Annotated in this window: 21 protein-coding genes; 14 read left to right on the top strand and 7 right to left on the bottom strand. The window is 37.7% G+C overall.

Features of this window, described 5'->3' with window-relative positions:
* The first annotated feature begins 17 nt into the window (after positions 1–17).
* The 5 genes from dnaJ to DNG35_RS00575 all read left to right on the top strand — a co-directional run bounded on the left by dnaJ (position 18) and on the right by DNG35_RS00575 (position 5,664).
* The gene (gene dnaJ / locus DNG35_RS00595) at positions 18–1,142 is read left to right on the top strand and encodes a molecular chaperone DnaJ (RefSeq protein WP_111125804.1); all 1,125 of its coding nucleotides are present in this window, start codon (positions 18–20) and stop codon (positions 1,140–1,142) included.
* 168 nt (positions 1,143–1,310) lie between these two features.
* Positions 1,311–2,228: an ABC transporter ATP-binding protein gene (locus tag DNG35_RS00590; protein WP_233494427.1), complete on the top strand. Its 918-nt coding sequence runs from the start codon at positions 1,311–1,313 to the stop codon at positions 2,226–2,228.
* Positions 2,218–3,504, top strand: a complete 1,287-nt coding sequence (locus tag DNG35_RS00585) for an ABC transporter permease (RefSeq protein ID WP_111125802.1) — start codon at positions 2,218–2,220, stop codon at positions 3,502–3,504. Before DNG35_RS00590 ends, DNG35_RS00585 begins: the two co-directional genes overlap by 11 nt.
* A 94-nt stretch (positions 3,505–3,598) precedes the next feature.
* Entirely contained in the window at positions 3,599–4,495 is an 897-nt protein-coding gene (locus DNG35_RS00580) for a DUF6268 family outer membrane beta-barrel protein (RefSeq protein WP_233494426.1), read from the top strand.
* Positions 4,496–4,497: 2 nt separating this feature from the next.
* Positions 4,498–5,664, top strand: coding sequence for a sigma-54 dependent transcriptional regulator (locus tag DNG35_RS00575; RefSeq protein ID WP_111125800.1), 1,167 nt, complete (start codon positions 4,498–4,500; stop codon positions 5,662–5,664).
* A gap of 232 nt (positions 5,665–5,896) precedes the next feature.
* Here the strand turns inward: DNG35_RS00575 and DNG35_RS00570 are convergent, their stop codons facing one another.
* Positions 5,897–6,502 (bottom strand): hypothetical protein, encoded by a 606-nt coding sequence (locus DNG35_RS00570; protein ID WP_233494425.1) that lies wholly within the window; start codon positions 6,500–6,502, stop codon positions 5,897–5,899.
* A 53-nt stretch (positions 6,503–6,555) separates the two neighbouring features.
* Here DNG35_RS00570 and DNG35_RS00565 point away from each other — a divergent pair, with 53 nt between their 5' ends.
* Positions 6,556–7,434, top strand: coding sequence for a PPK2 family polyphosphate kinase (locus DNG35_RS00565; protein WP_111125799.1), 879 nt, complete (start codon positions 6,556–6,558; stop codon positions 7,432–7,434).
* 16 nt (positions 7,435–7,450) lie between these two features.
* Positions 7,451–8,977 carry a GH3 auxin-responsive promoter family protein gene (locus tag DNG35_RS00560; RefSeq protein WP_111125798.1) on the top strand — a complete coding sequence of 509 codons (1,527 nt, stop codon included), beginning with the start codon at positions 7,451–7,453 and terminating at the stop codon, positions 8,975–8,977.
* Here the strand turns inward: DNG35_RS00560 and DNG35_RS00555 are convergent.
* Positions 8,974–9,567 carry a hypothetical protein gene (locus DNG35_RS00555; RefSeq protein ID WP_111125797.1) on the bottom strand — a complete coding sequence of 198 codons (594 nt, stop codon included), beginning with the start codon at positions 9,565–9,567 and terminating at the stop codon, positions 8,974–8,976. The genes DNG35_RS00560 and DNG35_RS00555 overlap by 4 nt on opposite strands.
* Positions 9,568–9,692: 125 nt before the next feature.
* Between DNG35_RS00555 and DNG35_RS00550 the strand changes: the two genes are divergently transcribed.
* Genes DNG35_RS00550 through DNG35_RS00540 form a run of 3 tightly spaced genes read left to right on the top strand, consistent with a single transcriptional unit; the run spans position 9,693 to position 11,830 of the window.
* On the top strand, positions 9,693–11,039 hold the full coding sequence (locus tag DNG35_RS00550; RefSeq protein WP_111125796.1) for an MATE family efflux transporter: 1,347 nt from the start codon (positions 9,693–9,695) through the stop codon (positions 11,037–11,039).
* Between the two features lies 1 nt (position 11,040).
* Complete coding sequence (locus tag DNG35_RS00545) at positions 11,041–11,268, top strand: hypothetical protein (protein WP_111125795.1); 228 nt, start codon at positions 11,041–11,043, stop codon at positions 11,266–11,268.
* Position 11,269: 1 nt separating this feature from the next.
* Positions 11,270–11,830: a phosphatase PAP2 family protein gene (locus DNG35_RS00540; RefSeq protein ID WP_111125794.1), complete on the top strand. Its 561-nt coding sequence runs from the start codon at positions 11,270–11,272 to the stop codon at positions 11,828–11,830.
* A gap of 2 nt (positions 11,831–11,832) precedes the next feature.
* Here the strand turns inward: DNG35_RS00540 and meaB are convergent, their stop codons facing one another.
* Positions 11,833–12,918 carry a methylmalonyl Co-A mutase-associated GTPase MeaB gene (gene meaB / locus DNG35_RS00535; protein WP_111125793.1) on the bottom strand — a complete coding sequence of 362 codons (1,086 nt, stop codon included), beginning with the start codon at positions 12,916–12,918 and terminating at the stop codon, positions 11,833–11,835.
* An 88-nt stretch (positions 12,919–13,006) separates the two neighbouring features.
* On the opposite strand from meaB, the gene DNG35_RS00530 reads away from it, so the two are divergent.
* Positions 13,007–13,432, top strand: coding sequence for an Ohr family peroxiredoxin (locus DNG35_RS00530; RefSeq protein WP_111125792.1), 426 nt, complete (start codon positions 13,007–13,009; stop codon positions 13,430–13,432).
* A 176-nt stretch (positions 13,433–13,608) separates the two neighbouring features.
* Here the strand turns inward: DNG35_RS00530 and DNG35_RS00525 are convergent, their stop codons facing one another.
* Positions 13,609–14,172, bottom strand: a complete 564-nt coding sequence (locus DNG35_RS00525) for a DUF2911 domain-containing protein (RefSeq protein ID WP_111125791.1) — start codon at positions 14,170–14,172, stop codon at positions 13,609–13,611.
* Positions 14,173–14,259: 87 nt separating this feature from the next.
* Here DNG35_RS00525 and DNG35_RS00520 point away from each other — a divergent pair, with 87 nt between their 5' ends.
* From DNG35_RS00520 to DNG35_RS00510, 3 genes are read left to right on the top strand one after another with little or no spacing between them, the layout of a single operon-like run.
* A complete protein-coding gene (locus DNG35_RS00520; protein WP_233494424.1) occupies positions 14,260–14,805 on the top strand; it encodes an RNA polymerase sigma factor in 546 nt (181 codons plus the stop codon).
* Complete coding sequence (locus DNG35_RS00515; protein WP_111125790.1) at positions 14,789–15,385, top strand: hypothetical protein; 597 nt, start codon at positions 14,789–14,791, stop codon at positions 15,383–15,385. The genes DNG35_RS00520 and DNG35_RS00515 overlap by 17 nt, the downstream gene beginning before the upstream one ends.
* 11 nt (positions 15,386–15,396) lie before the next feature.
* Entirely contained in the window at positions 15,397–16,827 is a 1,431-nt protein-coding gene (locus tag DNG35_RS00510; RefSeq protein ID WP_111125789.1) for a hypothetical protein, read from the top strand.
* Between the two features lie 78 nt (positions 16,828–16,905).
* Here the strand turns inward: DNG35_RS00510 and DNG35_RS00505 are convergent, their stop codons facing one another.
* The 3 genes from DNG35_RS00505 to secA all read right to left on the bottom strand — a co-directional run bounded on the left by DNG35_RS00505 (position 16,906) and on the right by secA (position 21,110).
* Positions 16,906–17,385 (bottom strand): DUF4199 domain-containing protein, encoded by a 480-nt coding sequence (locus tag DNG35_RS00505; RefSeq protein WP_111125788.1) that lies wholly within the window; start codon positions 17,383–17,385, stop codon positions 16,906–16,908.
* An 84-nt stretch (positions 17,386–17,469) separates the two neighbouring features.
* Positions 17,470–17,667 carry a gliding motility protein GldL gene (locus DNG35_RS00500; protein WP_111125787.1) on the bottom strand — a complete coding sequence of 66 codons (198 nt, stop codon included), beginning with the start codon at positions 17,665–17,667 and terminating at the stop codon, positions 17,470–17,472.
* An 83-nt stretch (positions 17,668–17,750) separates the two neighbouring features.
* Complete coding sequence (gene secA / locus DNG35_RS00495; protein ID WP_111125786.1) at positions 17,751–21,110, bottom strand: preprotein translocase subunit SecA; 3,360 nt, start codon at positions 21,108–21,110, stop codon at positions 17,751–17,753.
* Between the last annotated feature and the right edge of the window lie 41 nt (positions 21,111–21,151).

Here is a 21,151-nt window from a genome sequence, read left to right as displayed (position 1 = left end):
CGCAGAAAAATAAGCAAATGAAAGAAGATTATTATGACATTTTAGGCGTGAGCAAATCTGCTTCGGAAGCCGAGATCAAAAAGGCATACCGAAAAATGGCGGTAAAGTATCACCCAGATAAAAATCCAGATGACGCTAAAGCGGAAGAAATGTTTAAAAAAGCAGCTGAAGCTTACGACGTTTTAAGTAATCCGGACAAGCGTGCACGTTACGACCAAATGGGTCACGCAGCTTTCGATGGAAGCGGCGGTTTTGGCGGCGGAGGTATGAACATGGATGATATCTTTAGCCAATTTGGAGATATTTTTGGTTCTGCTTTTGGCGGAGGTGGCGGTTTTTCAGGCTTCGGAGGTGGATTTTCTGGCGGAAGACGTCGTGTGAAAGGAAGCAATCTTAGAATCCGTGTAAAGCTTACGCTGGAAGAAATTGCAAATGGCACCGAAAAGAAAATAAAAGTAAAGCGAAAAGTACAAGCTCCAGGAACCACTTTTAAAACTTGTGGTACTTGTAACGGTTCTGGGCAGGTAACCAAAATTGCCAATACTATTTTGGGAAGGATGCAAACTTCTGCGCCTTGTCACGCTTGTGGCGGTGTGGGTGAAGTCATCGATAAAAGAGGTGCTGAAGCAGATGCTCAAGGGCTGAAGATGACCGAAGAAACCGTAAGTATCAAAATTCCTGCAGGGGTTGTAGATGGTATTCAACTAAAAGTTTCTGGAAAAGGGAATGAGGCTCCAGGAGATGGAGTTCCAGGAGATTTATTGGTGCTTATCGAAGAAAAACCACACGAAAGTTTACAACGTGAAGGTGATAATTTACATTATGAGTTGTACATCAGTTTATCTGAAGCAGTTTTAGGAACCTCTAAAGAAATACAAACCGTTACAGGAAAAGTTCGCATCAAGATAGAAGCAGGTGTGCAAAGCGGTAAGATTTTACGCTTAAAAGGTAAAGGTGTTCCGAGTTTGAATGGTTACGGGAGAGGTGATTTGTTGGTTCACGTAAATATTTGGACACCAAAAACACTCTCTAAAGAACAAAAAGAATTTTTTGAGCAAATGCAAGGTGATAGCAATTTTGAACCAAGTCCAGAAAAAAGTGATAAGTCTTTTTTTGAAAAAGTAAAAGACATGTTTTCGTAATTTAATGTAAACTTTTAACAAAATTTTATATATTTGAATATCACTAGGTTTTATGCTTGGTGATATTTTTCTTTTTCATAGCAATTTTTTCCCATCCTTTTTAGAAAATAAAAAGGGTGGGTTTTATTTTTAAATCATACCTTTATCGTCTAAAAATCCTGATAAATTTTGATAGTAGCCCAAAATATCAACAAGTCTTTCGGAAAACATCAAGCTTTAACCAACTTTTCTATCGAGATCCCTGAGCAAAGTATTTATGGTTTACTCGGGCCAAATGGTGCAGGAAAAACTACTTTTCTTCGCATTCTCAACCAAATTTCTGTACCCGATTCCGGAGAAATTTTAATCAATAATGAACTTTTAAAAAAAAGTGATATTCAACATATTGGTTACTTACCTGAAGAGCGTGGTCTGTACAAAAGTATGAAAGTAGGAGAACAGATTTTGTATTTGGCCCAACTGAAGGGTTTAAGTAAAACAGAAGCCAAAAAGCGGATGTTTGAGTGGTTTGAAAAACTAAAAATTGAGGATTGGAGCCAAAAAAAGATTCAGGACTTATCCAAAGGTATGGCTCAAAAGATTCAGTTTATCGTGACGGTTATCCATCAGCCTAAACTCTTGATTTTCGATGAGCCTTTCAGCGGATTTGATCCTGTAAACGCTCAAATTATCAAAGACCAGATCTTAGCTCTCAATCGGCAAGGCACTACCATTTTATTTTCGACCCATCGTATGGAAAGTGTAGAGGAACTGTGCAATCATATGGCACTCATTCACCAGTCGCATAAAGTTTTAGATGGGAAAGTTTCGGAAATAAAAAACAGTTTTAAAAACAATACTTTTGAGGTAAAGCTTGAAACTGAGAATAGTGAACTTGTTCTTTCTAGCTTACAACCTAGATTTGAGCTGCATCAAATCAAAGCTTTTTCAAATCATTTAGAGTTTCAAATGAAAGCGGCAGACAATTTCAGTGAAAACGATATTTTAAGAGAATTGATACAGCTAGGAAAAGTGCAAGCTTTTGCGGAAAGAATTCCTAGTGTCAACGAAATTTTTATTCAAAAAGTGGCTGGTTATGCATCGTAATCTAAAACTTATCATTACGCGAGAGTATTTAGCAAGGGTAAAAAACAAAACCTTTGTGGTGATGACTTTTTTGAGTCCGCTTATCATGACCGCCATGTTTTTTTTGGTTTATTACCTCACGATGGTCAATAACCAAGAAGTAAAAACCATCGGTATTTTAGATCCAACAAGTCTATATACTTACGAAGCTAATTCTACCGATAATTTTCAGTTTAAAAAGTACGAAAATACCGATTTGAATTCCGCTTTAATAGACGTGATGGAAAAAGAATATGATGGCTTATTGTATATTCCTAAAGAGATCGAGAGTTCTGATTATGAAAGCGAAATTGAATTTTTTTCGAATGCTGCAGGAAACGCAATTATTTCTAAAATTGAGAATGATATTTCTAAAATCATCACCAATAAGAAATTAGAAAAAGCTGGAGTTGATATTTCTAAATTGAATGATGCCAAAACCCGTATCGATTTAAAAATAGAAAATTTCTCTGGAGAAAAAACCTCAAAAATAGAAAGTTACATCAAAATTTTTTTTGGCGGGATAGCGGGTTACCTCATTATGATGTTTATCATTATTTACGGAAATATGATTATGCGTAGTGTAATTGAAGAAAAGACCAATCGCATTGTCGAAATCATTATCTCATCGGTCAAACCAGTCGATCTGATGCTCGGCAAGATTATCGGTACAAGTTTAGCTGGTGTGACACAATTTGTACTTTGGACAATCATCGGTTCTTTTTTACTTGTTGTCGTTTCTAGCGTTTTTGGAGTAGAAATCAACCAAGTAAACCATACCGCAACCGCGATAGAAAATAACGAATTTGCCTATATTTTACAAAGTGTCATGAACCTACCCATACTTTTACTTTGTGTGATGTTTATCATCTATTTTGTTTTGGGTTATTTTTTATACAGCGCGATTTATGCGGCTATTGGAGCTGCTGTAGATAGCGAGACCGATACCCAACAATTTATGTTTCCGATTATTATGCCACTGATGTTGGCCGTTTATGTAGGTTTTTTCTCCGTCATCAACAATCCACACGGAATGATTTCTGTGGTTTTCTCACATATCCCGCTTACTTCTCCTATTGTCATGCTCATGCGAATTCCTTTTGGTGTTGCTTGGTGGGAAATTCTTATTTCAGTACTTATTTTAATGATTTCTGTCTTTATGATGGTGAGAATTGGCGCAAAAATCTATAAAGTAGGCATTTTAAAATACGGGAAAAAGCCCACGTTTAAAGAAATGTTTAAATGGTTGAAATACTAATTCTTTCTAAAAAACAGCCAAAGTATCGTTAACGCAATCATGAGCTAGCTGAAAAATTTCTATATTGTTATCCACAAAATCTAACCATAACTCTATGAGATTACTTTCGTTATCAGGTTTGCTGTTGATTTTATTAACCATTGCACCAAGCCATTCTAAAGCTCAAACCACAGATTTAGTTAGACTAGAATATACCAGAATTCCATACACAGAAGGAAGACAATCGGTCAATCGCTTTCGCGGATTTTTACAAGGTCCAATTCCTTTATGGAACGATAATTTTTTAGTGATAGGTTTAGATTACCGTAAGTTCGATATCGATTTTGATGACACTTTTCCCTTTTCAACAGAAAATTTAAAAGAATTACATAACATACAAGCAAGTTTAGGGTATGTTTTTAAACCCAAACCAGAGAGCGACTGGCGATTGGCAGTAAACACAGGAGTGAGAATAGCATCCAATTTACAAGGTAAACCCATTTCAGATGATTATATTTATTCGATAAGTGCATACGCCATTCTCGATAAAAAAGGAGATGATGCAACCGTTAAACCATACCGTTTGATTATAGGAGCTTTATATTCGACGACTCCAGGGCGAAATTACCCACTTCCTTTTATTAATTATTTCCGGGAGTTTCATCCGCAATGGACCTACACCGTAGGGGTTCCAAAAATGGCCTTGCGTTATAAGTTTAATGCCACAAACCACGTTCAGGCTTATGCGATGCTAGACAATTTTTTTGCTAATATTCAAGAAGATTTTGCGGTAGAAGGAAGTAAAAATATCGCCCAAAACATATCGGCGACACAAATTATTTTAGGTTTTGGTTACGAACACTATTTTACCGATCATATCGTTTTTTATGCATATGGCGGTCACACGGTTTATAACGAATACAGGTTAAGGGACAACGACAGAGAAGATGTTTATGTCATTGAAAACGACAATACTTTTTATATACGTAGTGGAATCAAGTTTAAACTTTAAACATGAAGAAAATTTTAATTATTGAAGACGAAGCAGCGATTAGACGTGTGCTTGTAAAAATACTTACCGAAGAAAACAAAGATTACCAATTAGATGAAGCAGAAGATGGCTTAGATGGGGTGGAAAAAGCCAAAGACAATGATTACGACCTCGTCCTCTGCGATATCAAAATGCCAAAAATGGATGGAGTGGAAGTGCTTGAAGCCATCAAAAAAATAAAACCAGAAACCACGATTATTATGATTTCCGGTCATGGTGATATCGAAACCGCAGTCGAGACCATGCGTAAAGGAGCCTTCGATTATATCTCTAAACCACCCGACCTTAACCGGTTGCTCAATACGGTGCGAATAGCCTTAGATACCAAACAATTAGTGACCGAGAACAAGCGTCTCAAAAAGAAAATCAGTAAGAAATATGAGATGATTGGGGAATCTCCAGAAATCAATACCATTAAAGATATGATCGAAAAAGTGGCTCCCACCGAAGCACGTGTTTTGATTACGGGAGAAAATGGTACGGGAAAAGAATTGGTGGCACATTGGTTGCACCAAAAAAGTAACCGTTCTACAGGTCCGATGATTGAGGTGAACTGTGCGGCCATTCCTTCAGAATTGATAGAGAGTGAACTGTTTGGTCACGTCAAAGGTGCTTTTACTTCGGCAAATAAAGACAGAGCTGGTAAGTTTGAAGCGGCCAATGGCGGAACAATTTTTCTAGATGAAATTGGCGATATGAGTTTGGCTGCGCAAGCCAAAGTCTTACGAGCTTTACAGGAAAACAAAATACAACGCGTAGGTAGTGATAAAGACATTAAGGTAGATGTGCGTGTAATTGCAGCAACCAACAAAAATCTGAAAAACGAAATCAAAGACAAAAAGTTTCGGGAAGATTTATACCACCGTTTGGCGGTAATACTCATAAAGGTACCGAAACTTAACGATAGAAAAGACGATATTCCAATACTGGTCGAATATTTTGCTGAAAAAATAGCAGAAGAGCAGGGCAATGCCATTAAAGATTTTGATAAAAAAGCTTTGGAAGTTCTCAAATCCTATGATTGGTCAGGGAACATTAGAGAGCTGCGAAATGTAGTCGAAAGATTGATTATTCTAACTTCAGAAAAAACCGTTGGCGAAGAAGCGGTGAAAACTTTTGCTGGGAAGTAAGTTGATAATTAGTCTCAATATTATCAAATAACAGTAGTACTTTTTTATAATTTAAAGCTAAAGTGGCTGTCTGAAAAGTATAAAAAACGTCATTCTGAATTTATTTCAGAATCTTATCCTAATGATTTACAAATTTTTGTGAGAACCTGAAATAAATTCAGGTTGACGAAAATTACTTTTAGATGACCTTTATTTGTCTAACCAATCTAACAAGTCTAAAAATCTAAAAAGTCTAGCCCTTCTGGTTCGGCAAATACCGTAAAAACCACATCTTACTACCGTCTTCTCTTTTCCAGGTATGAAAGAGTTCAAAGCCAAATTTTTGGTACACAATGGCATTTTTTCTAATCGCGGTTTCTGCATAAAGCGGAATATTGTCTTTGTCGGCACGACGTAAAAATTCGTCCTTCATTTCTTTGCCAATTTGGGTGTCGGCACCACGACTGTTTTTGGTGATTCCCCAAAACCAACAATAAAGATAATCACCTGTTTGAGGACGTTGGTTTTTGATGTATTTCTGTTTATCTAAAATTTTCAGGGCGTTTTTAAAACCTGTTACATTCCAAACCAACTTTAGCTCGTCTATGCGATCCTGTAAAGTCTTTTTGGAAGCATTCATTTTAAACAAAATGGCAATTCCAGAAGCGTCTTCAGATAAAATAAGCGCATCTTCTTCTATGGCTTTGTTAACCATATGTGTAGCCAAATAATCAAAACGCTTTTGGCGGTTTTTACCTTGTTTGACGACTTCCTGTGCAGAGGGCGTTTCTTTTAAAATTTCGGCTACACGACTGATGATGATTGCTTTATCCAAATCTATAATTGATGTAAAAAACAAATATAAAAATATTTAAACACAAAGCTGTATATTTAAGGTCTAAGCCACAACAAATGAAAGAAATTAACACTAAGAATCTTATAGCTAACAAAGATTTTCAGCTTAAAAATTATGCCACTTACGTGGATTTACAAACCGATGAAAAGACCATCAAAAAAGCATTGAACAAAACCCGTGAAGCCTTGAGCGAATGGCAAGATGTGATGTACGCTCATGGCAAATATGCCGTTTTGATTTGCTTACAAGGGATGGACACCGCAGGTAAAGACAGCTTAATTCGTGAGGTTTTTCAAGATTTTAACTCGCGTGGCGTTGTTGTGCATAGTTTTAAAACTCCTTCCAAAAAAGAATTGCAACACGATTACCTGTGGCGACATTATTGTGCGCTTCCCGAAAGAGGAAAATTTAGTGTTTTCAACCGAACACATTACGAAAATGTATTGGTGACACGTGTTCATCCCAATTATATTTTGAGTGAAAACATTCCTTCTATCACTAAAGTAGAAGATATCGACGAAACCTTTTGGGAAAATCGTTTTGAGCAAATCAGAAATTTTGAGAACCACATTATCGAAAACGGAATAAAGGTTTTTAAATTCTTTCTTCACTTATCAAAAGAAGAACAGAAAAATAGATTGCTTAGGCGTTTAAACAAACCCGATAAAAATTGGAAGTTTTCTCCTGGTGACCTTGAAGAACGCAAATTGTGGGATAATTACCAATATTGTTATGAAGAAGCCATCAAAAATACGACCACACAAAAAGCACCTTGGTATGTGATTCCAGCCGATGATAAAGCGACTGCAAGGTATTTGGTGGCAAAAATTTTATACGATCAGCTCTCGGAACTCGATGATGTCAAAAATCCGACTTTAGCTCCTGAGGTGTTAGAAAACCTTAAACAATATATTAACGAGCTGGAAAAAGAATAAACAAGATAATTTTATTATGGCGGTAATAGGTTCTATCATTAAAAAAGTAATTGATTTTACAGGAAATTTAACAACCGAAGAAAATGTTGTTGAAAATCAAGAAAGAACATTGAGGAAGTTATTGGAAAAGGCTAAAAACACTTCCTTCGGAAAATTTTATAATTTTTCTGAGATTTTGGAATCAGAAAATATTATTGACAGTTTTCAAAAGAAAGTTCCTTATTTTGATTACCATCAATTACAAGAGCGATGGTGGGTTCAGTTACACGAAGGAAATCAAGATATCACATGGCCAGGCTTTCCCAGCTACTTTGCTTTGAGTTCGGGAACGACGGGTAAATCAAGCAAACGTATTCCTGTAACTGACGAGATGATAGAATCGATTAGACAAACGGGAATCAAGCAAGTAGCCGCTTTGTCAAACTTTGATTTACCAGCTGATTTTTTTGAAAAGGAAATCATGATGCTGGGAAGCTCCACCAATTTAAAAGAAAAAAATGGACACTTGGAGGGAGAAATCAGCGGAATAAGCGCTAGTAGCATTCCCTTTTGGTTTAGAGGGTATTACAAACCTGGAGATGAAATCGCCAAAATAGACGATTGGGACGAGCGTGTAAAACACATTGCCCAAAATGCTAAAAATTGGGATATAGGTGCTTTAAGCGGAATCCCGTCATGGATGGAATTGATGCTTAAGGAAGTTATAAAATACCACGGAGTAGACCATATCCATCAAATTTGGCCCAACTTAGAAGTGTACACTTCTGGAGGGGTGGCTTTTGAACCCTACGAAAGAAGCTTTAATGCTTTGTTAGGTAAACCAATTACAGTGATCGATACCTATTTAGCTTCAGAAGGCTTTCTTGCCTTTCAAAATAGACCAGAAACAAACGCCATGAAATTGGTAACTGGCAATGGAATTTTTTTTGAGTTTGTACCTTTTCAACCAGAATACATAAACGAAGATGGATCGCTTTCGGAAAAAGCTCCGGCATTGCGGATTGATGAAGTAAAGGAAGGGGTAGATTATGTGTTATTGATTAGTACTGTTTCTGGAGCATGGCGCTATTTGATAGGAGATACGATTGCCTTTACGGATAAAAAAAGAGCAGAAATTAGAATCACCGGGCGGACTAAGTTTTTTCTCAATGTAGTTGGCTCGCAACTATCGGTTAATAAAATGAATGCTGCTGTAAAAAGACTAGAAGAAATATATGAGGTGCAATTACCAGAGTTTACGGTAGGTGCTATTAAAATAGACGATGAGTTTTACCACCAATGGTATTTAGGTTCTGATCAGCAAGTTGATATTGCTACCACAGAATTAGCAGAAAAACTAGACGAAATTTTAAAAGAATCCAATAAAAACTATAAAGTCGCTAGAGGGAAAGCTTTAAAAGGGGTGCAAGTAAAAATTATTCCCTTAGAAGCTTTTCACGAATGGAGTGGCGCCCAGAAGAAAAAAGGGGGGCAAGTAAAAATGGAAAAAGTAATGAAGGAGGAAAAACTAAAAGAATTTCAGAAATTTATTACAAACCTCTAAGTTGATTTTCTATATTCTTCATCCACTTTTTCTTCGGTTTCTTGGGTACTCAATTCATTCACCAATTCCATAATCTCCTCGGGAGACATATATAGCCGTTTGATACGTGCTCTATATTTGGGAGATATATGTGTGTTGTCTAAAATGAAATTTTTAGTGGCAAGAATATATTTGTACATTCCATGTTGTATGGCATAAGTATCAGCAGCCCGTTCTACTTCTTTGATGTGTACTGAAGAAAAAAGGTATTTTAACCCAAAAATAAGCATTCCAATGGCACTACGGTCTTTATAATCCATCACGTGACCCAACTCGTGACCTATCCACCCAATTAAGACTTCTTTGTCCATATCGGTAATCTTAAATTCTTCATGCTCGATATGAAACTTTCGACTAATTAAGATGATGTATTCCCGATTCTCTTTCGATACAAAAAAGCTCTTGTATTTAGGTTGTGCCTGCATGGTAGATTTTTTAATTTTATCCTTGAATTTAAAAGTAATAGGAACTTCTTTTAATTCAGGATAAAAAGAGAGCGCTTTTTCTACTTCGGGGGCTATAATTTTTGGAATGACTTTATTGGTATACAAATCTATTTTTACCGTAAAATATTCATTTGAATTTTATTTTTTATTAAAGTCATCATAAAACTTCTCTTTAAAAGTTAGAATAGATTGCACATATTTAAAATATATTTGCTGCAAAATTCTATAAATTGCAGTTTCAAGCCTATACCAAAGAGTTTCGACGAAATCTCAACATCGCTTTTCCGGTGATGTTAGGGCAATTGGGCCATGTTTTAGTAGGTCTTGCCGATAATTTGATGGTCGGGCAATTAGGAGCAGCTCCTTTGGCCGCTGTTTCTTTAGGAAATAGTCTTATTTTTATCGCGCTCTCTATCGGTATCGGTTTTAGTTTTGCGATCACGCCGCTTGTCGCGGAAGCAGATGGCGCACAAGACATTTCAACTGGACGGTCTTATTTTCAACATGGCGTAGTGATGTGTGGTGCCAACGGTATTTTCTTATTTTTACTTTTGCTGCTTTGCAAACCTATTTTGTATTGGTTAGACCAGCCTGAAGAAGTGGTGGATTTGGCGATGCCTTATATTGATATAGTGGCTTTTTCGTTGATTCCGCTCATGTTTTTTCAAGCCTTAAAGCAGTTTGGTGACGGACTTTCACAAACCAAATACGCCATGTATGCAACGCTTATCGCGAATGTGGTAAATGTAATCTTCAACTATTTATTGATTTACGGCGTTTGGATTTTTCCACGATTAGAATTAGAAGGAGCAGCGATAGGAACGCTCATTTCAAGGGTTTTTATGCTTTTCTTTTTGTTTTTTATTTTAAAATCCAGAGACAAATTTGCTGAATATTTCCAATTGATGAAAAGATCGCTCGATAGTAAAGTATTTATCAAACTGTTTAACCTTGGGTTTCCAACGGCATTGCAAGTATTTTTTGAAGTTGGCCTATTTACGGGTTCTATTTTTTTGGCTGGCTTGATAGGCACCAATGCTCAAGCGGCCAATCAGATTGCACTCAATCTAGCCTCGATGACTTTTATGATTGCTGTCGGAATAGGCGTAACGGCAACTATTCGTGTAGGTAACCAAAAAGGAATGGGAAATTACCATGATTTACGGCGTATAGCCTTATCTACCTTTTTATTGGTTTTTCTTATCGAAGCGGTTTTTGCAGTGATGTTTATCCTTTCGAAAGATTGGATGCCCACTTTCTATATCGATAATACCGAAGTAATCCTTATTGCGGCACAGTTGCTTATCGTAGCCGCACTGTTTCAGCTTAGCGATGGTTTACAAGTAGTGATTTTGGGCGCTTTACGCGGATTACAAGACGTCAAAATTCCAACGATAATTACTTTTATTGCCTATTGGGTCATCGGTTTTCCGGTAAGCTTTTGGCTAGGTAAACCCGAAAACTACGGTAGTTTTGGGATTTGGCTCGGACTTTTGGTCGGACTTACCAGTTCGGCGATATTGTTGTATCTTCGATTTAACTTTTTAAGTAAGGATTTAATTTTAAAAAATCAATAAAATGGATTTCCCTAAATTTTTATTAGCAGATAACACCGATTATCCCGATGCGATTTTTGTGGTACATACCGAGTTTCCGAGATTTATCATCAACCTGCAAGACGATGAGGTAGAATGGTTGGAAGACTTTGATAAAGATGACGAAAAAGAACTCTCTGGCGAAATGGGAAACCTTATCGAGGAGGCTTCCAAATTTTACGATAGAGAAGTAGAACGCTACCAAGAATAGGATGGAAGAATTGCTACAACTCGACCAAGAAGCCTTTTTATACCTCAATAATTTGGGAAATACTTCTTGGGATGGTTTTTGGCTGTTTATCACCAACAAATTTGCTTCGATTCCATTGTATGCGGTTTTATTATTTTTACTTTTTAGAAAACTGGGTTGGAAAGCTACTTTAGTGGTGATGGTTTTGGTAGCGCTTATGATTACCTGTACCGACCAACTCGCCAATGTTTTTAAACACGGTTTTGAGCGACCACGACCTTGCCGTGAAGACTTTATAGCATACGGCAGGTATATTGCTGAACGTTGTGGACGTTACGGTTTCTTTTCGGCTCACGCGGCAAGCAGTACCGCTTTGGCTGTTTTTCTGGGGCTTATCCTAAAGCCTTATTTTAGATTTGCTTTTATATTACTCACCATTTGGGCGTTGGTCGTAAGTTACAGTCGTATTTATGTGGGGGTACATTACCTAGGCGATGTGTTAGTCGGTATGTTTTTCGGAACGTTGATTGGCTTAGGTTACTTCATTCTTTTTCAATATATAAAGAAAAAAAAGCAGTTGTAATTCTATTTCAAATTCAATAAATAACTCGCTGCTTCAAACGGCGTGGTTTTGTTTTCTTCGATGAGTTGTAATTGTCGTTGCAACTCTTTTTTGATGGTAGGATGCTGGTAAAAATTACTTTTTAGATGCTCATTGATGGTTTGTATGAGCCAAAACTTGTTTTGTTCGTTTCGGTGTTCTTGGAAGTAGTTATTCTTTTTGGTTTGCTTTTCAAAATCCGTAATCAGTTTCCAAACCTTATCGACTCCGGTATTTTTTAAAGCACTTGCCAAGACTACTTTGGGTTGCCAAGCACTGGGTTTCTGCGGGTATAAATGCAAGGCTCTGGTGAACTCGGTTTTGGCTTTCTTCGCAGGTATTTTATTCTCGCCATCAGCTTTGTTGATGACAATGGCATCGGCCATTTCGATAATACCCCTTTTGATGCCTTGCAATTCGTCGCCAGCACCAGCCAATTTTAGAAGCAAGAAAAAATCGGTCATGCTGTGCACCATGGTTTCACTTTGGCCCACGCCAACGGTTTCAATCAAAATAATATCATAACCTGCGGCTTCACATAAAATGACCGACTCGCGCGTTTTTTTGGCTACACCACCCAAAGAATCGCCCGAAGCGGTTGGTCTGATAAAAGCGTGTTTTTGTTTGACCAATTCTTCCATACGGGTTTTGTCGCCCAAGATACTTCCGTGGGAAACTGAACTCGTAGGATCGATCGCCAAAACGGCTACTTTTTTCTGGTGTTTGTTGATGAGGTAATTACCAAAAGCCTCAATAAACGTACTTTTTCCGACACCGGGAACACCGGTGATTCCGATACGTAAAGAATTGTTGGCGTGTGGTAAACATCCATCGATAACTTGTTTGGCTTGTGCTTGATGACTTGGTTGTTCGCTTTCTACCAAAGTAATCGCACGACTCAACGCGGTGTGGTTTCCTTTTAAAATTTCATCGATAAGCGACTGGGTATCAATTTTTTTTCGGCGTAAAGCCTTAATTTTATCCGCGGCATTCTTCCCAATGTTAGCAGAAGAGTTGGGATTATTGGTTTCGCTTAAAGCGGATTTTTTATCGTGATCTTTTGATTTCAATAGAAAACATTTAGCACAAATTTAAGAATTCATTTTTGAAAAGCATTCATTAACTTTCTATCTTCAAAAAAATATTAAACTTATAACCATGAAAAAATTATATACAGCAAAGGCAACTGCCACTGGTGGAAGAGAAGGAAGTGTAAGCACCGAAGATGGTGTGATCGATTTTAACTTGAGTGTCCCAAAAGGTATGGGCGGAAAAGGAGGCGATGGTGCCAACCCTGAGCAATTTTTTGCCTCAGCTTATGCTGCTTGTTTTGGCGGTGCGTTGCAAGCCATTGCCGGAAAGAAAAAGCAAGATTTAGGTGATTTTTCGGTGAGTGCTTCGATCTCATTTTGCGAAGACCCTGAAGGTGGCTTTATGCTTCATGCAGTCATCGATAGTTATTTACCGACCTTAAATGTAGAGCAAGGAGAGGATTTAATCAATCAGGCTCACGAAATCTGTCCGTTTTCTAAAGCGACAAGAGATAATATTGATGTGACGCTTAACTTGATGTTGGACGAATAGAAGATTTTCCATATATAAAAGCTTTCTAAAAAGTAAATAATAATACGTCATTCTGAACCTGCCTGTCGTCAGACAGGTTTATTTCAGAATCTTATCATATTTTACATGTAAGTTGAGAACCTGAAACTCCCGAAGTTTCGGGACAGGTTGACGAAAAGACTTTTTAGAAAGCTTTTTTAATTAGCGGTTTTGATGGGAATCGCAATGAGGGTTTTGTCCCAAGACAAAAACATGTGATGTAAATCATTTTTGTTATCGAAGTGAATGGTAAATTGCTCGGTCACACTTAAGGAATTCATGACGGGTAGCTCAAGCACGAGGGCGTCAAACGCTTCGTCACGTGCTGCTTTTTGCGTGTTGAGGTCGATACCCCAAGCATACATTTTTTTATTGAAAATGACTTTCCAAGATTTTTCATTGGGGATCGTCCACAGCGTATACTTTCCTGCTTCGAGTAAAGAACCATCAATCAGCACATCTTGATTAACCTCAAAAGTAGTGGCCTCGTTAGCTCCTGTACGCCAAACTTCCCCGAAAGGGACAAGTTCGCCAAAAATCACCCTATCTTTTTTATAAGGTCGGTTATAAAAGACATTTATCTTTAGACTCTCATGACGATAAGTGATAAATTCTTCTGGACTGTACGATTTGGTATTGTTTTTTAAAATAAAAAATACCAAAATACTGCCTAAAATAAGCACTATTAAAGCTGTAATCGCATATCTGGGTTTTCTACTCATAAAACTTTGGTTAAATTTAAAAATAAATTTGCAACATCACGAATATTGTTTCGTCTTTATTATAAAACCACAACTAACCATAACAAATTGTTACAAACCAAACTCATAGAAGCTTGTCGTAACAACGACAGAAAAGCTCAAATGCAGCTCTACAACAAGTATTGTGATGCCATGTATTTTATTGCTTTGAGGTTTCTAAAAAATGAGCACGATGCAGAAGAAGCGATGCAAGAGAGTTTTATCCAAGCGTTTTTAAAGCTGCACCAGTTTACGGGAGAAGTAACTTTTGGAGCGTGGTTAAAGCGAATCGTAATCAATAAAAGTATAGATATGCTCAAGGCGAAAAAACTCGATTTTATTGCGATAAACGAACAGACTTTGGGTAAAGTAGAAGACGATAATAATTGGGAAGTAGAAGATGAAGTGACGGTTGAGGTCATCAAAAAAGAAATAGAAAGTTTACCGGAAAAATACAAATACCCGATGATGTTGTTTTTGATAGAAGGTTATGATCACGAAGAGATCTCAGAAATTTTAGGCATTACCTCAATTTCGTCACGAACGCTAGTACATCGCGGGAAAAAGAAATTACAACAGAAATTAAAACATTTATACCATGGCACAGGATCTTAGAGAATTACTGAAGCATGACAGAAAGAACACAGTTCAGGGTAAAAAAATGTTACCCAATCACCAAGAACGATTTTTAGCTCGTTTAGAAAAAGAATTGCCACCACAGAAAAAAGAAAGCAACCACTTTTATTGGATGAAAATTGCCGCTATTCTTATAGTCGTAGCTGTTTCTGCGGTGTTTATAAAAAACCAGTTTTTTAATTCCACTTCAAGTGAAATACCCATGATGGTAAACGAGCATAATACGCTGTCAACCACACCCGTTTTATTGAGCGATGTTTCACCAGAATTTAAAAAAGTAGAAGATTTTTATTTGGCAAACATCAACACCGAATTGGCAAAACTCACCATAACCGACGAAAATAAAGAGCTTATCGATTCTTTTATGATGCAGTTGGAAGAATTGGACCAAGAATATATTCGCCTGAATAAAGAACTCAAAGAAACGAGTGTTAACGAAGAATCTATCAATCTTTTGATTAATAATTTACAACTGCGGTTAGACTTGTTATCGAAACTTAAATCGAAACTTTACGAAATCAAAAACATCGACAATTCAACTTTAGGAACAACAATTTAATAGCCATAACGATGAACACAATAATCCAAAAAACAGCTTTTCTTACCGCTTTTACGCTGGTCACTACGCTTAGCTTTGCGCAGCAAAAAATAGAAAAGTTATCTGAATCTTTTAAGGTAGATGACCATGCTACTTTAGAATTTGATGCCAAAAATACCGTCATTTATATCGAAACCTGGAACAAAGATGCCATCGATATTTCGGCAACGCTAGAAAGCGAAAAGCTTTCTAAAGAAGAATTAGAAGCTTACGCGGAAAATTGGAACATTGAAGCTTTTGGTAACTCCCAAGGTGTCAGTATTTCTTCGCAAGTTCACCACCAAAACGCCAATGATTTTGTGCAAGTGATGCGAAGCGACGACTTTATCGAACCGATGGTTTCTGCTTTTGTGATGCCTGTGATAGAAAATCCGAGTCCGGCAAATCTTAGTTTTTACCACAACATGAGTGATTTAAAATTCGATTATCAAGCATATGAACAAAGAGGAGAAGCTTATGTAAAGGAGTACCAAAAAATGGTAGAAGAGCGCATGGAGAAAGATATGCTCAAGTTTAAAGAGCAATTTGGAGGCGATTTTGAAAAGCGTATGAACGAATTCGCTCAACGCAACGAAGAAGTTGTAAAAAACTGGGAAGAAAGCTTTAAACAGCGTATGGAACAAATGGAGCAAAATTTAAAAATGAGTTTTAGTCAAAACCCAAGTGTAGTGGTCGTCAACGGTCAGCCAAATGTAAATCACGAAGTAATTACGACCCCGAACGGAACCATGACCACTTATTCTTATAGTTACCAATCTTCTTCGCCAATTTCTGTAAAAAGAAAGCTAAAAACAGCTGAAGAAGTGGTGAGAAAGGTAAGTGTAAAGATTCCGAAAGATGCCAAAGTAGTTCTAAATACCAGATATGGAGCGCTTCACCTTCAAGATGAAATCAAAAATATAGATGTCATTGCCAATCATACACCTGTAAAAATAGCAAAAGTTTCTGGTGGAAACAACAGTGTAAATATTGCGTATGCACCTTTGACCATCGAAAATTGGGAAGACGGTAATGTCGTGATGAAATATGTCAAAGAAGGTAAAATCAATAACGCACAACGTATCAGGATCAACGCAAGGTCAAGTAATGTGACGCTCGGTAAAATTGAAGAGTCCGGCGAGATTATAGGTTCGTTTGGCAAATTGCAAGTAAATAGTTTAGGGAATAACTTTAATCAATTAGACATCAACCTGCACAACAGCGACTTGTTGATACAACTGCCACAAAATGCGTTTAACTTTTCGTATAACGGTTCGCTAAGCCAAATAAAAATGCCAGAAAACATCATCGCCAAAAAAATGGGTAACCGTAACAGTGAGTTGATCAACGGTTATTTTAAGTCACGCGATTCTGAAAGTACGATTTTGATTACGGCTAAATATAGTGATGTTACCATCAAATAGAGAATCTCTAAAAGTTTGTGTATTAGTTTAGAAATTTGGTTTTTGCTGAGATTCTTTTGGAAAAGTAGCTTGAAAAAGCTACTTTTTCTTATTTCTAACAAACAGGGCTACAATGGCCGAAGTGGTTATTCCCATCGCCAATGAACTAAAAACGGCTTGAATAATATAGGATTTTAAATTGAAATACATTTGAGCTGACTCTTTGCTCATCCCGCTTTCTATCGCATATGCAGTTGCATTGGCAAAATAATTGGGTGTGATGTAAGTAGAAGTAATGTATTGAGCCAAAGGCGCTAAAATCGCAATAATGATCGCCACCACACTTCCCGATAAAAAAGCTTGTTGCCAGGTGATGTTTCCGTTGTAGTCTTTGTATTTTTTTTCGCGTAAAGCAAAGTAAAACAAAATCACATAAGGTATAATAATAAGCATGGTGTACATCGCATGTTGGCTAATGAGTTCGTCGTGTAATCCCACACTTTTTTCCATCCACATCCATAAAAGTGTGAATAAGGTAAAGATAACAGCCCATTTGACTTCTGTACGAAAATTTTTCATCGGTTTTGGTTTTATGGTAGTGTAAAAATAAAAAATCCCAACGATAAATGTTGAGATTTATAGAATTTCGCTTAAAGCGGAAAATTAGTGATTTAAAAAACTTTTAGAATTTTTATTGATTGCTATTTTCCAAATGGCAACTAATCCAGCAATTACTTGCATACCCATTCCTAAAGTTAAAAGTATGTTGGCACTTGGCCAATGCATAATTTTAAACAGCGATCCAATGATGGCGCCAATAACACCCAATATAAAAATGATAAGAATATACTTGTTTTTCATAACTTGTTAAGTTTAATAGAAATAAATATACAAAAAAAATCCCAACAACATAGCTGGGATTTTCTTTTTCACTTCAAGTGGAATTATGAATGTTCTAAAATCCATTCGCCTTTATCTATCAGCGGGATGGCTTGTTTGTATTTCATCTCTTTGGTTTCGCCCGTTGCAATATTGCGAAGCTTCACCTTGTCGTTTCTACCTATTTTGGGTTGCTCACGTACAATGGTTTCGGTCACTTGTTGTTGCTGCGGACTCGCTCCAGCGCCAGCAGCCCTGTTTTGTGCTGCTCTCTCATCCATATTAGGGATTTCTTCTTTGCTGGTTTCCAAATTTTCTTTTGGGCGTTGTTCTCTCGCTTCTCTAATTTGGGTGTGTTGCTCTGGGATTTCTCCTTTAAATAAGAACGAAATCACATCTTTATTCACCTGGTCGAGCATGGCTTTAAACAGTTCAAAAGCTTCGAACTTATAAATCAATAACGGATCTTTTTGTTCGTGAACCGCCAATTGTACACTTTGTTTTAATTCGTCCATTTTTCGAAGGTGCGTTTTCCAAGCATCATCAATGATGGCAAGCGTAATGTTCTTCTCAAAATCGTTGACCAGTTGCTTTCCTTCGGTTTCGTAGGCTTTTTTCAAATTGGTAGCCACTTGCAAGGTTTTTTGACCGTCGGTAAAAGGAACACCAATGCGCTCAAAACGGTCGCCTTGTTGCTCATATACTTGCTGAATAACCGGGAAAACCTGCTCGGCGTTACGCTTCATCTTTTCTTGGTAATGTTCGTAAGCTTTTTTATACAGCTTTCCTGCTATTTCTTGTGGTCTTAGTTTGTCAAACTCTGCTTGGGTAATCGGAGAATCCATCGAGAAATAACGAATCAACTCAAACTCGAAGTTTTTAAAGTCGTTAGCGTTTTTGTTGGTTTCAGCAATGTTTTCTGCAATATCAAAAAGCATATTGGCAATATCTACTTGCAAACGTTCGCCAAACAAGGCATGGTACCTACGTTTGTAGATCACTTCACGTTGTGCGTTCATCACATCGTCATATTCGAGTAATCGCTTACGTACCCCAAAGTTGTTTTCCTCTACTTTTTTCTGTGCTCTTTCGATCGATTTCGAAATCATACTGTGCTGAATCACTTCACCTTCGTCCAGTCCCATTCTGTCCATTAACTTGGCAATGCGTTCACTACCAAAAAGGCGCATCAGATTGTCTTCCAATGAAACATAAAATTGTGAACTTCCGACATCACCTTGACGACCCGAACGACCTCTTAACTGTCGGTCTACACGACGCGAATCGTGTCTTTCGGTACCGATAATAGCCAAACCGCCTGCTTTCTTCACTTCGTCACTCAACTTGATATCCGTACCACGACCTGCCATATTGGTAGCAATGGTCACAATACCCGATTTACCAGCTTCTTCTACAATTTCTGCTTCTTTCTTGTGGAGCTTTGCGTTCAGTACGTTGTGCGGTACATTTCTCATTTTCAGCATACGGCTCAACAATTCCGAAATTTCCACGGAAGTGGTACCAATCAATACCGGTCTTCCTGCCTTTGAAAGCTTGGTCACTTCATCAATCACCGCGTTGTATTTTTCTCGCTTGGTTTTGTATACCAAATCTTGTCTGTCGTCACGGGCAATGGGTTTGTTGGTTGGGATTTCTACCACATCTAGTTCGTAGATTTCCCAAAACTCACCTGCTTCGGTTACAGCGGTACCTGTCATGCCTGACAGTTTGTTGTACATTCTAAAATAGTTCTGTAAGGTAATGGTCGCAAAAGTCTGGGTAGCGTCTTCAATCTTTACATTTTCTTTTGCTTCGATGGCTTGGTGAAGCCCATCGCTGTATCGACGACCGTCCATGATACGACCGGTTTGCTCATCGACAATTTTTACCTTGTTTTCCATGACCACATATTCGGTGTTTTTCTCGAATAGGGTATAGGCTTTTAGCAATTGTCTTAGGGTGTGAATTCGCTCACTTTTAACGCTAAATTCTCTAAAAAGGTCTTCTTTTTTCTCGGCTTCTTCTTCTTTTGAAAGTCCTAAGCTTTCGATTTTAGAAATCTCGATACCAATTTCTGGCATCACAAAGAAGTTAGGGTCGTCTTTACCCGAAAGGTACTCGACACCTTTATCGGTTAAATCGATTTGGTTACTCTTTTCTTCAATCACAAAATACAGTTCTTCATCTACCTTTGGCATTTCGCGATTGTTGTCCTGCATGTAGTGGTTTTCGGTTTTTTGCAATAATTGTTTGTTACCTTCTTCACTTAAAAACTTGATCAAAGCTTTGTTTTTGGGTAAACCACGATGAACTCGCAAGAGCAAGAAACCACCATCTTTGGTGTTTCCTTCGCGGATCAATTTTTTTGCTTCAGCAAGCACACCTACCAAATATTTGTTCTGGATATCTACCAATTTGGCGACTTGGGGTTTGAGTTCATCAAATTCGTGGATATCTCCTTTAGGTACAGGTCCTGAAATGATCAACGGTGTTCTGGCGTCATCTATCAATACCGAATCGACCTCATCGATGATTGCATAATTATGCTTGCGTTGTACCAAATCGTTAGGGGAGTGGCTCATGTTGTCCCGTAGGTAATCAAAACCAAATTCGTTGTTGGTTCCGTAGGTGATGTCCGCTTTATAGGCGTTTCTACGCGACTCTGAGTTAGGTCTGTGGTTGTCGATACAATCGACACTCATCCCGTGAAATTGAAAAATAGGAGCCATCCACGTGCTGTCACGTTTGGCGAGGTAATCGTTTACGGTCACCAAATGGACACCACGACCGGTTAAAGCATTGAGATACACCGGAAGCGTAGCCACTAAGGTTTTACCTTCCCCTGTTTGCATTTCGGCAATTTTACCTTGGTGCATTGCCACACCACCAATAAGCTGTACGTCGTAGTGAATCATATCCCACTGAACTTCCTTTCCAGCGGCATTCCAACGGTTGCTCCAAATGGCTTTGTTATCTTGTAGGGTGACGTAATCTTTACTCCCAGAAAGTTCTCTGTCATATTCCGAAGCTTCTACTTCGATTGCTGAATTGTGAAAAAAGCGTTTAGCCGTTTCTTTAACCGTCGCAAAGGCTTCCGGTAAAATTTCGTTAAGTACTTTTTCTGATTCTTCGTAAGCTTTTTCTTCTAACTTATCGATTTGGTTGTACAAGTCTTCCTTTTCGTTGACGTCTTCTGTGGTTTCAACCTTTTGGTTTAAAGCGGCAATTTCATCATTTACAGCTTGTGTTGCTGCCTTGATTTTAGTTTTAAACTCGATGGTTTTTTGACGAAGTTGGTCGTGTGAAAGTTTTTCGAATTCGGCTTCTAAAGCCTTGATTTTATTTACGATGGGCTGGATGTCTTTGACATCCTTTTTAGATTTATCACCCACAAATACTTTTAAGACAGAGTCTAAAAAACTCATAATTTGCTGTTTTTATAGTTAAAAAACAAAAAAAGCCTCAT

It is taken from the genome of Mesonia sp. K7 (genome assembly GCF_003233725.1).
GTDB lineage: Bacteria > Bacteroidota > Bacteroidia > Flavobacteriales > Flavobacteriaceae > Mesonia.
Note: the sequence above shows the minus strand (reverse complement) of the source record. Positions and strands in the feature narration are given on the sequence as shown.

What these genes read in the sequence shown, in the direction of transcription:
- DNG35_RS00580 (WP_233494426.1), top strand. Translation starts at nt 3,599, where the DNA reads ATGAGATTACTTTCGTTATCAGGTTTGCTGTTGATTTTATTAACCATT.
- DNG35_RS00515 (WP_111125790.1), top strand. Translation starts at nt 14,789, where the DNA reads ATGGCACAGGATCTTAGAGAATTACTGAAGCATGACAGAAAGAACACA.
- secA (WP_111125786.1), bottom strand. Translation starts at nt 21,110, where the DNA reads ATGAGTTTTTTAGACTCTGTCTTAAAAGTATTTGTGGGTGATAAATCT.
- DNG35_RS00500 (WP_111125787.1), bottom strand. Translation starts at nt 17,667, where the DNA reads ATGAAAAACAAGTATATTCTTATCATTTTTATATTGGGTGTTATTGGC.
- DNG35_RS00540 (WP_111125794.1), top strand. Translation starts at nt 11,270, where the DNA reads ATGGAAGAATTGCTACAACTCGACCAAGAAGCCTTTTTATACCTCAAT.
- DNG35_RS00510 (WP_111125789.1), top strand. Translation starts at nt 15,397, where the DNA reads ATGAACACAATAATCCAAAAAACAGCTTTTCTTACCGCTTTTACGCTG.
- DNG35_RS00585 (WP_111125802.1), top strand. Translation starts at nt 2,218, where the DNA reads ATGCATCGTAATCTAAAACTTATCATTACGCGAGAGTATTTAGCAAGG.
- DNG35_RS00505 (WP_111125788.1), bottom strand. Translation starts at nt 17,385, where the DNA reads ATGAAAAATTTTCGTACAGAAGTCAAATGGGCTGTTATCTTTACCTTA.
- DNG35_RS00565 (WP_111125799.1), top strand. Translation starts at nt 6,556, where the DNA reads ATGAAAGAAATTAACACTAAGAATCTTATAGCTAACAAAGATTTTCAG.
- dnaJ (WP_111125804.1), top strand. Translation starts at nt 18, where the DNA reads ATGAAAGAAGATTATTATGACATTTTAGGCGTGAGCAAATCTGCTTCG.
- DNG35_RS00575 (WP_111125800.1), top strand. Translation starts at nt 4,498, where the DNA reads ATGAAGAAAATTTTAATTATTGAAGACGAAGCAGCGATTAGACGTGTG.
- DNG35_RS00560 (WP_111125798.1), top strand. Translation starts at nt 7,451, where the DNA reads ATGGCGGTAATAGGTTCTATCATTAAAAAAGTAATTGATTTTACAGGA.
- DNG35_RS00530 (WP_111125792.1), top strand. Translation starts at nt 13,007, where the DNA reads ATGAAAAAATTATATACAGCAAAGGCAACTGCCACTGGTGGAAGAGAA.
- DNG35_RS00525 (WP_111125791.1), bottom strand. Translation starts at nt 14,172, where the DNA reads ATGAGTAGAAAACCCAGATATGCGATTACAGCTTTAATAGTGCTTATT.
- DNG35_RS00545 (WP_111125795.1), top strand. Translation starts at nt 11,041, where the DNA reads ATGGATTTCCCTAAATTTTTATTAGCAGATAACACCGATTATCCCGAT.